The sequence below is a fragment of the Vibrio sp. V42_P2S4T144 genome (assembly GCF_009904715.1).
GTDB classification, from domain to species: Bacteria; Pseudomonadota; Gammaproteobacteria; order Enterobacterales; family Vibrionaceae; genus Vibrio; species Vibrio alginolyticus.
In genome coordinates, this window is sequence record NZ_WXWS01000500.1 from 1 (window position 1) to 14,053 (window position 14,053).

General features: G+C 46.3%; 10 protein-coding genes and 1 riboswitch. Of the genes, 3 read left to right on the plus strand and 7 right to left on the minus strand.

What is annotated here, in order from left to right; translation table 11 throughout:
* Positions 1–34 precede the first annotated feature (34 nt).
* Complete coding sequence (locus CAG68_RS16535) at positions 35–907, plus strand: patatin-like phospholipase family protein (protein ID WP_017634445.1); 873 nt, start codon at positions 35–37, stop codon at positions 905–907.
* Positions 908–959: 52 nt separating this feature from the next.
* On the opposite strand, the gene gbpA is transcribed toward CAG68_RS16535, so the two are convergent.
* The 3 genes from gbpA to CAG68_RS16550 all read right to left on the minus strand — a co-directional run bounded on the left by gbpA (position 960) and on the right by CAG68_RS16550 (position 4,957).
* Positions 960–2,423, minus strand: a complete 1,464-nt coding sequence (gene gbpA, locus CAG68_RS16540; protein WP_086047224.1) for an N-acetylglucosamine-binding protein GbpA — start codon at positions 2,421–2,423, stop codon at positions 960–962.
* A 98-nt stretch (positions 2,424–2,521) separates the two neighbouring features.
* Positions 2,522–2,622, minus strand: a riboswitch (cyclic di-GMP riboswitch).
* 272 nt (positions 2,623–2,894) lie between these two features.
* The gene (locus CAG68_RS16545) at positions 2,895–3,395 is read right to left on the minus strand and encodes a fasciclin domain-containing protein (protein ID WP_054728820.1); all 501 of its coding nucleotides are present in this window, start codon (positions 3,393–3,395) and stop codon (positions 2,895–2,897) included.
* An 80-nt stretch (positions 3,396–3,475) separates the two neighbouring features.
* On the minus strand, positions 3,476–4,957 hold the full coding sequence (locus CAG68_RS16550; RefSeq protein ID WP_054728818.1) for a cryptochrome/deoxyribodipyrimidine photo-lyase family protein: 1,482 nt from the start codon (positions 4,955–4,957) through the stop codon (positions 3,476–3,478).
* 108 nt (positions 4,958–5,065) lie between these two features.
* Between CAG68_RS16550 and CAG68_RS16555 the strand changes: the two genes are divergently transcribed.
* The gene (locus tag CAG68_RS16555) at positions 5,066–5,371 is read left to right on the plus strand and encodes a DUF6482 family protein (RefSeq protein ID WP_017634442.1); all 306 of its coding nucleotides are present in this window, start codon (positions 5,066–5,068) and stop codon (positions 5,369–5,371) included.
* Between the two features lie 68 nt (positions 5,372–5,439).
* Here the strand turns inward: CAG68_RS16555 and trhO are convergent, their stop codons facing one another.
* Together trhO and CAG68_RS16565 are read right to left on the minus strand one after the other, a co-directional pair.
* Entirely contained in the window at positions 5,440–6,420 is a 981-nt protein-coding gene (gene trhO, locus CAG68_RS16560; protein ID WP_161441384.1) for an oxygen-dependent tRNA uridine(34) hydroxylase TrhO, read from the minus strand.
* A 455-nt stretch (positions 6,421–6,875) separates the two neighbouring features.
* Complete coding sequence (locus CAG68_RS16565) at positions 6,876–8,171, minus strand: alpha/beta fold hydrolase (RefSeq protein ID WP_053350006.1); 1,296 nt, start codon at positions 8,169–8,171, stop codon at positions 6,876–6,878.
* Positions 8,172–8,381: 210 nt separating this feature from the next.
* On the opposite strand from CAG68_RS16565, the gene CAG68_RS16570 reads away from it, so the two are divergent.
* Positions 8,382–9,539: a D-alanyl-D-alanine carboxypeptidase family protein gene (locus CAG68_RS16570; RefSeq protein ID WP_085569404.1), complete on the plus strand. Its 1,158-nt coding sequence runs from the start codon at positions 8,382–8,384 to the stop codon at positions 9,537–9,539.
* 85 nt (positions 9,540–9,624) lie between these two features.
* Here CAG68_RS16570 and CAG68_RS16575 read toward each other — a convergent pair whose 3' ends face one another.
* Both CAG68_RS16575 and CAG68_RS16580 read right to left on the minus strand, forming a co-directional pair.
* Positions 9,625–12,282, minus strand: a complete 2,658-nt coding sequence (locus tag CAG68_RS16575) for an alpha-amylase family glycosyl hydrolase (protein ID WP_161441385.1) — start codon at positions 12,280–12,282, stop codon at positions 9,625–9,627.
* 129 nt (positions 12,283–12,411) lie between these two features.
* The gene (locus CAG68_RS16580) at positions 12,412–13,875 is read right to left on the minus strand and encodes a helix-turn-helix transcriptional regulator (RefSeq protein WP_172840014.1); all 1,464 of its coding nucleotides are present in this window, start codon (positions 13,873–13,875) and stop codon (positions 12,412–12,414) included.
* Positions 13,876–14,053: the final 178 nt, after the last annotated feature.

The window sequence follows — 14,053 nt, forward strand, 5'->3', positions numbered from 1 at the left end:
TCATTACTCTTTTGACAAGGAGAATGGGGGAAATATGGCAACAAAAGCAATTGTAGTAGAAGGTGGCGCGATGCGAGGCGTCTTCGCAAGCGGAGTGTTAGATGCGTTTTTAGAGCAGAGTTATAAACCGTTTGATTTTGCAATCGGTGTATCTGCTGGTGCATCAAATTTGATTGGGTATTTGACCGACTACCCGCATCGCAGTATTAACGTCATTACTAAGCTGGCCACAAGTAAACGCTTTTTTGACCCGACTCGCTTCGTTAAAGGTGGGGACCTCATCGATGTGAAGTGGTTGTTTGAAGAATCTAATCGCTTGTATCCCGTCGATGAAAATAAACTGTTTAATGGCGTTCCTTTTCTCGCAGCGACAACAAATGTAGATACAGGGCAGGCAGATTACTATCGCGTGACACGTGATAATTTTCACCATGCGATTGAAGCGACAACAGCATTACCGATTGCCTACAAGCATACCCCTTGTTTTTCTGGCGGTTGTTATACCGATGGTGGGGTCGCTGACTCTATCCCAGTGCGTGAGGCTTATCGTCGAGGGGCTCGCGACATAACCGTAGTACTCTCTCACCCACTGAATTATGCCAAAAAGCCAGTTAAGACCACATGGCTGATGAAGAAACTTTTTGCGGAGCACCCCAAAATGGCGGATGCGATGTTAAGACGTGCAGATAACTATAATCAATCATTGGAGTTTATTCGTAACCCTCCACCAGGAACACATGTTAGGGTAATTGCCCCACCAGATAATTTTCATGTTCAGCGCTTATCAATGCGACAATCCGTTTTACTAGAAGGGTATGAAATGGGACTGATTGAGGGGCGAGCGCATCTCACTAGTTTATCTGGTGTTCATGGTTTAGACCGGGAAAATTGTCATTTTTGCGTTTGATTATAAAAGAGCCTCATAGTGAGGCTCTTTTGCGTAACGTTCAAAGGGTGATTTAGTTGACTTTATCCCAAGCCATCTCCCAGTGTGAACCTATTCCAGGCTCGTAATGGTTTGCGCTTTCTTTCCACTGCATACAGTAACCAGAGTATGGGAAAGGTTTACATTGATAAATGCCCCCGTCGCTGGCAAGCACTTTTGTGCCCGCCGTGTAGCTAGATAGTCCTTCAGGGAAGACAAAATCGTACTCACCAGATGGTGGCGGAGTAACTGACTCTTCTTTTAAGTGAAAGTCGAGTGTTTGCTGATCCACCAAGTTGCCATCTTTATCCTTAATACGTGTTACGAGCATATGGTGACCCGGCTCCGATTTACTTAAAGCGAGCGATATCGCCTCTACCGAGCCGTCTTTCATTTCGTTTGCCCAACTTGCAAGTGGTTCGCGATGGTGGTTGTAAACGGTGAGTTCTGCATTTAAATCGCCTTCAGCAGTTAGTGTCAGATCCAACGTTGTCGGTGTTGACTCAATGATATATTCGTCTGCTAAGCCATCTACTGTGAGTGAGTATTCTGGAACAGGAGTTTCAATGTTATAGCCGATCTCTACTCGCTTAAGGCCGCTATTTGCTTGCAGATACACCGGATTAGTACCATAAACAGGAGTGAATTTATCCTCTGCATACTGCCCGGCTTGCAGTTTTGCTTGTTCTTGGTTTAGCTTAGTCGCGAGTGCGTAAGACCAGTTTTTCGCTTGGCCCATTGCTGCATCGGTAATTTCTAGTTCAGTTCTATACGCTATGTTTTCACCTGCTTGATCAAATACGCGCGTATAAACCGAATCCCCAATATTTAAATCCATTGTAGGAATAATTTGACCGCCTTGCTTCCAATCTGGAATAACGGGACTGTCACCATCAAATTTCACATCGATCACGTTATAAAATGAGGCTGCAGTGTCGCCAACATCCCATACTGCCAGGATGACATGGTATCCCTCGCGAGTAGGCACATTACATTGATGGCTTACCTGTTTCGGGGGTTGAACCATATTGCCGTCGACGACACAGAAAGGAGTTAGATCAAAAGAGTCTCGTGATAGTGAAGCGTTTGGGTTCCAATCAGGCTTGGTGATGTAATATTTCCAGTCGCGCGTCACGTGGTTAGCGGTAAATGTCCATTCAAAAGTTTGTGTGCCTGCTTGAATAGGACGTTTTACCCAACGGTCGGCAGTTTGCTCATCAAGGGCAGCTGCTAAAGCGGTTTCGGCACTCGCTATTTTACCATCGCGAGGCCCTGTTTCGGGAAAGCCATCAGGGCCTTCAACGCTTTGCGGTTCATATTGAATCGCACCGCAGTTATTATTTTTTTCGTTAGTATCTGGCGTTGGATACTTACATAGTGCCGAGCGACTTGCTGCGACACCACCATTGGTTTCTGATACATAACCGTGAGCCGCAGCACCTGAGCTAATGCTTGCAAGTGCTAACGCGAGTACGGATTTGGTTGGAAATGATTTCATCACATGTCCTCTGTTATGGCTGACAAACTAATGTCACACCCCGGCGCATGCTGAGCATAAAGCAACGCTACAGAAATTGGACTTCTGTAACACTGAGTCATGGTAACCCCGCTATCATGAGCATTCTTTTAGATTTTTAAATGCTGACAGACCGGAAGCTTTGCGTCCCACCCTTTCGAATGGTTTGCCGAAATGTGATTGAGCAGCCAAAATTTAGCTTAAGAATTTACATGTGGAAAAGTAAACGTCACTGACATGGAATCCTGTTCTCAAATTGAAAGATAACGATATCTTAACCTCGTCAATATTATGCAGTATCGTATTGCAAGATATTGATTTTAATTTTGTTTTTATCTTATTAATAATCATGGAGAATGAGTGGAGGTTTGTTGGGGATAAATGGAGAGGAATCGTGCTAAGGGTGGAAGAAGTTCTGTCTAAAGGGCGGATTGTACCGCCCTCTGAATGGTGTTATTTCGGCATGATGACAGTATCAATCACGTGAATGACACCGTTTTTAGCTTTCACATCGGTTGCAATGACATTTGCATCGTTAACCATGACTTTATCACCCATGGTTTTAATCATCACATCTTGCCCCTGAACCGTAGTCGCTTTGTCTAGCTTAACAACATCGGCAGCCATCACTTTCCCTGGGACGACGTGATAAGTCAAAACAGATACTAACTTGTCTTTGTTTTCCGGCATTAAGAGCATGTCGACTGTGCCGTCTGGCAGTTTTGCAAAAGCGTCATCCGTTGGTGCAAAAACAGTAAATGGGCCTTCCCCTTTGAGAGTGTCAACCAAGCCCGCTGCTTTCACCGCAGCAACAAGCGTATTGAAAGAGCCGTTGTCAGCGGCAACGTCGACAATATCGGCTTTCATCATGCCATGCTCATGAGCCTTGACGGGAAGCATAAAAGATAATGTCGCCATCAGTGTAGCCGCGATAACTAAGATACGTTTGAACATAGTGTGTTCCTTACTAGTTGAGGGTACAGCGGGTTCCCTTGAGTGTGTTTGCATTTGTACGCATCGTGATTGAAAGATGATCATCGCGTCCTACTTTCTTTTGAGGGCCTAACATGTCGCGCAAGAATTCGTCTGCCTTCTTGTTTCACATCGGCTCGTTTCCGCCACGCCCATAAGCGCTCTCTTGCTGCCTTAGCTGCTTTGTCTGGTGTGATAATAGGTGCAAGGTAACGGCTATCTGGCTGCAACTGATACATGACAGCTTCCATCTGGGTCATTGTCCAAGGCTCGAATAAAAGAGGGGGAGGAACCATTTGCAATTCAGGTACCCACTTGTAGATGAACGTGCCGTCAGGATCATGTTCTTGGGCTTGCTTGATCGGATTATAAATACGGATTGTGTTAGTCCCGGTTACTCCTGCTTGCATTTGGAATTGTGGGTAATGAATTCCGGGCTCAAAGTCGAGAAACAGTTGCGCTAAATGCGTTACACCTACTCGCCAATTCATGTTCATGTGGTGAGTAAGAAAGCTAACCAGCATGGCACGCATGCGAAAGTTAATGTAACCAGTGTGGTGCAAACAGCGCATGCAGGCATCAATCAAAGGTACGCCAGTATGCCCGGATTTCCATGCTGCTAACTTTTCTTCATCGAAAGTACTACTTTGTTTAATCAATGGTTCGTAAGCCCGATTAACGCAGTAAAACTCCATGTCGTATTCCGATTCGAATTTTTGGATGAAGTGACAGTGCCAATGAAGCCGTGAAGACAATGCAACTAAGCTGCGACGAAACCCAGCGACTTGCCAGTGTTTCAAAAGGTATTGATAAACTTCACGCAAGGATATGTTACCCCAAGCGAGATATGGAGAAAGTCGAGTACAGGCTGTGCGTGAGGCTGTGGGACTAGAAATGCTTCGATAGTAATCACGACCTCGACGATGGAAAAAGTCCTCTAGTGTTTTCCAAGCGAGCCGGCTTCCTCCCGTTTGCATTCCTTTGCATTTTGATAGCCAGGATGATGGTGGCGAAAACGAACAGCCGAGAGCTTCTGCATCCAATGAATGCAATAAGTCGGTTTGGAGCTCAATAGGGCTTATTGAGGCTCTCATGACAGAGTCCCAATGTTTGTCCCAACCTTGCCGGTTTATTGCACCTCTGATTACAGCACCGTGTTCGAATTCAAACCAGTCGATGTTCTGCTCATACAGCCAAGCGGCAACTTGTCGGTCTCGTTCAAAGGTGCAGTTGAGTCCTATTTCTTGGTGAGAAAAAACAGCGTTGATTTGATATTGCGCTTGAATTGATTGGAAACATGCTAAGGCATCGTCAAACAGCACCGTGATTCGATGCCCATACGCTTTGAGCGTCTCATCCATGTCTTGCAGTGATTGCCAAACAAATCGCCAGTGGCGCTCAGAATAGTGTGGGTTGTTCAATAGCAATGGTTCAACAATATACAAAAGCACAGTTGGGTGCTTTGTTGATAATGCTTGAGTTAGTGGTTGATGGTCAGTCAGCCTTAAATCTCGCTTTAACCACACGACATTGATTGTTTGCATCGGAATCCTCTTTGTTTCCGATGTTGTACGCAAGTAAACCGAAGAAATCTCATCCAATGATCGGTTTTATTCCACAAAACGTAGAGGTAACTTTTAGGGAGGTGACACATGGCAATAGCATTGAGTAAGTTACAAAAATACTTCTATGTAGACAAATTGGTCATTCATTCGCTTGATCTCGCATTGTACCAGGCATCTGTCGTGATTGATGGAGAAGCGCAATTTATCACTGATGACAACGGTATCTTTTTGAGGGCTCATTCCCTGATCGAGATGCAAAAGAAGTGCAGGAATATCAAAGCAAATAAGCAGGTTCTAGTGCATCAAAGTGCTTATGATGAAATGGTGGGGCTACCCGAAGGCAAAAGAGACAATCAACTAGAGGTATTGGTGAGGGATACAAAATTGTATTGAAAGAGTATTGTTGCGTAGTAAAAGCGAGCCACCTTACGGCAGCTCGCTAAATATAAGGAGAGTTGGGCTTAGTCTTGTTTACGCTGCGCTTCTTTTTGCGCGTACTTAGCGGCACGTCGGGCTTCTCTTTGCTTGGCACTTTCACCACCAACATGCTGCTCGCCTCGCTGCTCTGCAAGAACAATTTGTTTTTCACGCTCGCGGAATCGAGCAATTTGTTCTTCTGAGTGTGTGCCGTGACATTTTGGACAGCTCACGCCTTGCTCGAACAATTCTGACTGTTTGTCTTCTTCAGTGATCGGTAGACGACAAGCGTTACATAAATCGTAATCTGCTTTTTCTAGCTGGTGGTTCACTGCAACACGACCGTCAAATACGTAACAATCGCCTTCCCACATGCTCTCTTCTTGAGGAACTTCTTCAAGATATTTAAGAATGCCGCCTTCTAGGTGGTAGACCTCATCAAAGCCCTGTTCTTTCATGTAAGCCGTTGATTTTTCGCAGCGGATACCACCGGTACAGAACATCGCAACTTTCTTGTGTTTTGCCGGGTCCATGTTTTCTTTTACATAGTCTGGGAATTCACGAAAGGTTTCAGTATTTGGGTTTACAGCGCCTTTGAATGTCCCGATCTCGATTTCGTAATCATTACGTGTATCGACAACAAACACTTCAGGATCAGCAATAAGATCGTTCCACTCTTGAGGTTTCACGTAAGTACCCACTACGTGGCGAGGGTCTATACCTTCAACACCTAATGTTACGATCTCTTTTTTCAGTTTCACTTTGGTGCGATTGAATGGCTGGGTCTCAGAATACGACTCTTTGTATACGGTGCCAGTCAAACGAGGTTCGTTGTTTAGCCACTCCAGTAGCGTATCAATACCTGCACGATCAGATGCAACAGTACCGTTGATACCTTCACTTGCCAGTAGTAATGTTCCGCGAATATGGTGTTTTTCCATCAACGCAAATAATGGCTCGCGTAGCTCTTGATAGTTATTCAGCTCAACAAACTTGTACAGCGCACAAACTACATACTGACTCATGAGGTTTCCTTTAAAAATACAGGTGGTCAACGACCTTAAAATTTTAGCGGCACGAAGTATACCTGACTAAACCAGTCGGAAATACGGACAAATTATACGGATATTATGAGTAGGCGGGGCCTGGCGGTCTTTGATAGGGGGAGCATGTCCGCAGGTGAAGCCGCTATGTGTTCAAATTATAAGCATTAATTGTAGTGGGTTAGGTAGGTTGGAGCCGATACTTTTGGTTTAAATTTATGCTGTTTTGGGCCCTTCAAAAAAGTTAGGCGCAAGAAGCACCAAGTAATCACCGGAGTAATTGACAAGGAAAGGACATGTCGCAGTTTTATACATGAGGTGGTGAGGGATAAAGGTTTAGGGACAAAGAGTGAATGACTGATCGCCATTGTTCATAAACCGCTATAAACGCCTTTTCATCAAATACTAAAAAGGCGTATTTCTAACGTCTGTCCTGCTTATTTCAACGCAGCTGCGGTCTGTTTACCCATGGCAATGAGCCTGTCGAGAATGCGTTCACCGTCGGCACGTAAACCGTTGTGCTCGTACTCATTGGTGATCCACGCTTTTGAATTTGGTATTAACGCGAGCGTCTCTCGACTGATATCCATTTCAACAAACATATCATCGGCGTAAACGGCGCAACTGACAGGCACTTTGTTTTGAGCCAATTGTGTTTGATCGTACAGCGCAGCCCAATCTTCTTTCGCTGCCAATATTTCTGCGGTGTCTTTTAGTGGCTTGAGGTTAACGTATTGGTCGAACATCCATGGGAAGACCATTTCCCCCGTAAAGTAAAATGGCTTGCCAGATTCATAATTAAACTCTGATCGGGTTTGGCGAACGCGGTGCGCACTCCAATTCGACGCGAAGCTTTGACAGTAAATCGATTCATGCAAAATGGCGTAGATCGGGTTGGTTTGGAAGTTTTGCTGCGCCAACATATCGTTTAAGAACTCATAACGAAGTTGTGGTTTGCCGTTCACTTCAATCAACGCGCTTTCTAGCCAATAGTAAGTTGGTAAGAAAGTATCACTCACACCAAAGTTGATGCCGATTTGTTGAAATTGTTCCACCGTGAAGCGTTGACCATTTGGTAGGTACTCTTCATTTTCTAGCAAGTGATTCGCAATGTTTTGGCAAAGTTGCTGTGCATTGGGAAATTGTTGGAAGAATGCTTGGTTTTTCTCCATGGTGCGTTTGAAGGTGGCTTCATACACATCGTCGGCATGACGCGAGACTGATGGCACGCCACCCGTGATGTAGCTTTGCAGCAAGCTGTCTGGGAACAAAGACAAATAGGTGAGGGAACAAAAACCACCAAAGCTTTGACCTAAGATCGCCCATTTTTCGACGCCAAATTGCTCACGAATGTATTCCGCGTCGCGCACGATGTTATCCGCTCGGAAGTGGCTCAAGTAGTCTGCTTGTTGCTCTGGCGTGAGGTGAGCAAGCGTCTGATGATTAATTACGCTGCTGTTGCCCGTACCGCGCTGGTCGAGAAGCAAAACTCGGTACTCTTGCAGCGCGCGCTTTACCCAGCCGCTATTGCCGTTTTGACGCGGAGAGGGAAAGCCCGGCCCGCCCTGAAAGTAAACCAACCAAGGTTTGGTCGATTCTTCATCGCCGACTAGGCAAACCGCACGGGCGAAGACTTCAATGGTGCCTTTACTCGCGTCTTGGTAATCCAGAGGAACGGTAAAGCTGTGGGGAGTGTAATGCAATCCTGCGTCGATAAATGATTGAGCGTTCATTGTTATCTTTATTTCCTTATTGAGGGGTAGCGCTACTTTACTGCGAATGGCATGAAGAACCAATGCTATTTCCCAATCGCCTCTTCAGTTCTATACCTTGGTCAAATCAATGTAAGTTCAAGAAAATGAAACGATTAGCGACTGGTGCAACTGGTTGAGTGAGCTATGCTCAATAGAGTTGCGACAAAGTAAGAGCATGGAGGAAGTCGGATGAAAGTGTCACTGGCTCGATGGACAATTGTGACTTGTTTAATAAGCGTACCTACTTTTGCCGTTGTTACGCCCAACCCACCTCAGTTACAGGCAAAAGGCTACGTATTAATGGACTTTCAATCCGGTGCCATTATTGCCGAGTATAACGGGCGAGCAGGCCTTGCTCCGGCGAGTTTAACCAAGTTGATGACCGCTTATGTAGTTGGACAAGAAATCAAAGCGGGGCGTTTGAAATGGGATGATGTTGTCACCGTGAGCGAAAACGCGTGGTCGGCCAAGTTTCCCGGTTCTTCTAAAATGTTCATCAAACCGAAAGATGAAATTAGTGTTGCGAACTTAATGCGCGGCGTGATCATCCAATCAGGAAATGACGCGTGCGTTGCACTGGCTGAGCATGTTGCAGGCAGTGAACGCGGCTTTGTCGCCTTGATGAATGGTTGGGCGGAGAAATTAGGACTGCAAGACACCTATTTTGTGAACTCCCATGGTCTTGATAGTGATGGCATCCAAACCTCACCAACCGATATGGCAAGACTCATGCAGTCGATCATCAGCGATGTTCCTGATGTGTACGCGCTATACAGTGAGAAAGTCTTCAAGTGGAACGACATTACGCAGTACAACCGCAATAAGTTGTTGTGGGACAATTCCATTGATGTCGACGGGGGAAAAACCGGCTACACCAGCAATGCCGGATACAGCTTGGTGAGCTCGGCCAAAGAAGGAAGAATGCGCCTTATCTCGGTGGTGATGGGTACGCCAAGTAAACAGGCTCGGATCAGCCAATCGAAGAATCTACTCAGCTATGGTTTTCGCTTTTATGACACCAAGCAAGTTGCTAAACAGGGGGAAGTTGAGTCTAAAGTTCGCGTTTGGAAGGGAAATGCTAATCAAGTTGAGGCGATCTTTGCTAAAGATGCCTATCTCACTCTGCCTCGTTCAATGACGGCTGGGCTTGATAAGAGTGTGGTGTTAAATGAACCGTTGATTGCGCCGATCGCGCAAGGAGATGAGATTGGTAAGGTCGTTTGGAAAAGCGATGACAGTACCGTGGCGAGTTATCCCTTGGTCAGCAGCCAAGCGGTAGAAGAGGGCTCGTGGTTTGGTCAGCTTTGGGACAGTTTGGTGCTGTGGGTGAAATCATTCTTTAGCTAGAATAAAAACGAGCAGAAGTTTCTTTCTGCATTCTTTTGTTGATGACCGCCCAGTCATAACGCTGGGCGGTGTCTTATTTAACGGTTTATTCCGACAAGGTGATGATTGGTAAATCGTCCCAAATCTTACTTTCATCCGATGCGCCACCGGAGAAGTTCCAAGGGCCTTTGTTTTGTTCTAGCGGACGGTAAGTTGCCGAAAGGCCGTCTAAGTCCCAAGTCGTCACATAGAATCGAATGCCATCCAGTGAATCAGGTCGACCCAGCGCGTCACTCGCAAAGTCCATCGAAATAGTGTTATTGGCTTTGTCTACTGTCACTGTTGGTGCTGGCGTGACCGCTTCTCCCCATGTCGTCGCATTTGCTCCTTTGGTGTTGTAAATCGAGCTTTGCCAGCCAAAAACAACCGCATTACGACTCCAGGTTCCGCTTGGCATAGAAGCGTTGATCTTCGGTAGCTCAGACAAGTTAGTTGCGGCTTCTTCAGGTAAATCCATAAAGATGGTGAAACCCACGTGGTCGAAGCCGTTTGGTGGCAACCAAGTGTCGGTGATTTTGTCCATAGTGAAGGTCAAACGTACGTTACTGCCAACGGTAAACACTTCTGCTTTGTTGATCGCGAGTTGGCTGTTGTCTTTGTCGAACGTTGGATCGGTTGGTAATGAGTAGTTGCCGTTTGGGCCGCCCACGCCGTCTTGTGCATCGCCCGCATCATCAATGGTGTCGTCCGGCGTGTTTGACCAGCTTAGGTTGGAGATAAAATTCACGTCCTCGATGCCTGCTTTTTTCTCGGTGGAATAAATCGCGAAGCGGTGTTGCTGTTCGCCAATCGCAAAGTGACGGGTCGACAGCGTGACTCTAAACTGACCATCAGCGCCTACAGTAATGGTTTGCGCTGTTTCCAAGTTACCATCGATGACGAGGTTCAACTTCTCGTTGGCGTTCGCACTACCCGCGATAACAATATCACCAGTGATGGTTTGTCCTTCCCAATCCTGCGCTAGTTGGATGTTGAGGTCTGGGGTATCTACAGATTGATTGCTGCTTGTTTTTGAGTAAATCACTGCTGACTTGGCTGGCAACTCAAGGGTTACGTGACCGTTTTCATCGGCGATTAACTGCTCTGGAGCGTCCGCCCAATTCGACATGATTTGTTGTTGGAAGACGGTGCCGCCCGCTTGCTCTACATCGAGTTGGTTCATCAACATTGGGGAGTTAGATGTGTTCATTACCACTAAGACTTCGTCGTTATCCAAAGTGCGGGTAAAGGCGAACACACCTGCACCAGCTTTATCGCTGCCAATGACTTTCATTTCGCCGCGTGTCATGACTTTGTTTTCGGTACGTAACTTAGCAAGCTCTTGGATGAACAAGTACATCTCGCTGTTTTGGTCGAATGAGTCTACGTAGTTGCCATCTTCACGGTACCCTCCGGCGAACATCGCATCACGCGCCGCTGACATCGCTTGCTCTGTACCTTGGTAAATCACAGGGATGCCCGGTACCGCCATCATTGTGATCAGAGCTTGCTTCATATCGTTGACACTGCCTTGCGATAGAAAACGTGGCATATCGTGGTTATCAATGAAGTTCGGTATGATGTATGGATTCGGGAACATCGCCATCATTTTTTCAAGACGGAAGCGTAGGTAATCGGTCGGTTGTCCTGCTGCAAACACGCGAGTCATGGTTGCTTGCAATGGGAAGTTCAACACCGAGGTTAACTGCTCCGGCGAGCCGCTTTCGCCGATGTAAGTCAGCATCTTCTCTTCGCCTTCGGTGTGGTAAGGCGTAGATGTTTCGAAGACTTCACCAAAAGTGAGGAAGTTGTCACGACCGGTATCAACCGCTTGCGTCATCACACCATCGTCGGCGTGTAGGAAGTCATTCCAGAAATCATGTTCAACAAACTTCACCGTATCGATACGGAATCCGTCGACGCCGACTTCGCGAATCCATTTTCGGTAGCTCTCTTTTAGATAAGCGCGTACTTCAGGATCGGACGTATTAAGGTCATCCAAATCAGAGAGCTGCCAGGTTTTTTCTTGTACTGGATCGTTGTGGTCGGTGATGGTCGGCGTCCAGTGGTAGCTGCCTGTGCCGTCTGTTTTACACTCGTTCATGTTGAGTGGGTACGGCAGTTCTTGCCCGGCGGGTAGCGCATTTTTAATCAAACGGAAGCCTTGGCAAGGTAGGCTTGGATCATAACTGTAAGGATCATCGTAGGTGAAGAAGTTGCCTACATGGTTGGTCACGATGTCCTGAATTAAGAACATGTTACGCGCATGCACTTCGCGTGCTAACGCTTGGTAGCTTTCCATGTCACCAAAGTGTTCATCCACTTTTTGAAAATCGCGCGCCCAGTACCCGTGGTAGCCGCCGTAGTTTTGCTCTGCATCCCACCATTGGTTTGCCACTGGCGGTGTAATCCAGATAGAGGTAGCGCCTAGGTCTTCGATGTAGCCCAGTTTGTCACTGACACCAACCAGGTCTCCACCACTGAATTTCTTGTCTGAGGTAGGATCGTATTCATTCTGACCTTGATCGTTAAGCGTGTTGTCGCCGTCGTTAAAACGGTCGATCATCAAGAAGTAAATGATCTGGTCTTGCCAATCAGGAGATGCCACGTGGCTTCCTGTATCGGTTGGCGTAGTTTCATCGCTACCACAGCCAGAAAGAGCTAGGGCGATCGCTATAGGGAGTATTTTTATTTTATTCATAGGGTTAGGTAAGATTTCAAACACGGTTTTTGTCTCCGTTGTGCAGCAATGCGGAAACGATAAATCAAAGGTTTGAAATTGAGAGTGTCATTTCACGCCAAAAAAGACGTGAAATGATGTCACGAAGTGCTGAATTTGAACTGTGCTACATATTTAACTGAGTGGTTGCATAATTGGGTATTGAATCGGGTAATGGTCTTTGGCTAACTCATTACCAGAATGATCATAGAGTCGAAATCGACACTGTTTAGCCGTTTGGGTGAGGGGAAGTTGTAGCGCCCAGCATGTGTAATCTTCTGCATTCTGAGTTTGGCTCATTGTGTGCGGAGCTGGCGCATCACCCACGTAGCAATCGATCTTCGCCACGTCTTTTAATCTACATGCGAGTTCCACAAACAAGGTGTACTGTGTACCGAGTTGGATAAGTTGTTTTGTCGGGACAATGTATTCCGTTGCGCCAATTAAAAGCCCCTTGGAGACCACGTAATCACGCTGGTGGTTGTTATCAATGTAGCGCTCACCATCGACTTCATAACACAGTCTAAAGGTCAGTGGATGTGCGACAGGAAGCTCTGTTGTCGCCCATAGTTCGGTGCCATGACTTAAAAAACGCTCGAAGAAGGCGGGGTAGCGCCGCCATGCGCCATCACGGTCACGGCATTCTACCGAGACCACTTTTTCAAACGCAATATTGTCCACTTCCATCCAGATTTTGCCGACAGGTTGGTCGGTGTGGTTATCGTCGAAGGTATTGGCTTTGGCGTAGTACAAGCGGATCGGTTGCTGATTTAGCTGAGTTCGGTTATCCAAACATTGTTGGCGATACTGCATAGGTGAAAACGGATACCAACGACGAAAAGTGCGGTGAAAGTTCGATGGTTCTTCGTAACCGAGTTGATAGGCGATTTGCTGCGTTGTGAGTTGGGTGTCGGCAAGCAAAGTGAGTGCTTGCTTTCTTTTAGCGAAATCAACGCATTGAGAGTAGCTCATTTGCTTTTCTTGCAGTCGACGTTGCAAGGTGCGTTTGGAGACGCCCAGTTGCCTTGCCGCTTGCTCTAACTTGAGCGCGTAATTGCTGTTTTTGATGAACAAGGCGTTCAAAACACTCAGTAATTCTGGTTGCTCAATTGGCTGGTGAGAAAGCAGCAAATAAACATGTTTCACCAAGTCAAACACGTTTGAACTCGTTTTAGAATCTTGCGTTTCCTCTAGAAAAATATCGGCCGCGAGTGGATTGTTGGCGTGAACTTGTACCTGTATTGATTCGCTCAGCTCAAGCATTTCCAATTGCATTTTGAGCAAGCCAAACACCGACTCCGCCCAATTTGGCATATCGGCCGTTCTACATTTGACTTGCAGATGGATTTGGGCATCACCATGTTGAAATGTGACGTACAAACGGCGGTCGAATAATGAAACACTTTTACTCCACCAAAGCAGCCCTTCCTGGAGGTCAGGCGCTTCTTTCAACATCATGCATTGCAAGGCCACCAACTTCTCAATGTGCCAATATTCGCCGGCAATTCTCAGGTGATTGTGACCGAGCTTTTTGCACAGAAAGGATGTAATAACGTTATCTTGAGGCAGCATGAGTTGAGTTTGGTTGCGAGCAAACATGCATTATTGCCGAAAAGATGAAGAAGTTCAGTGAGAACGCTCAAAGCCTTTCTTATCGTTTTATTTTCAAATTTATTTTGAAAATGTTTTTAATCGAAATCGGTTTTTCCCTTTATCTCATGAGTTTATGCTGTTACTCAGCTTAAACTCATTAACTGGAGAGCTAATGAGTTTAAGC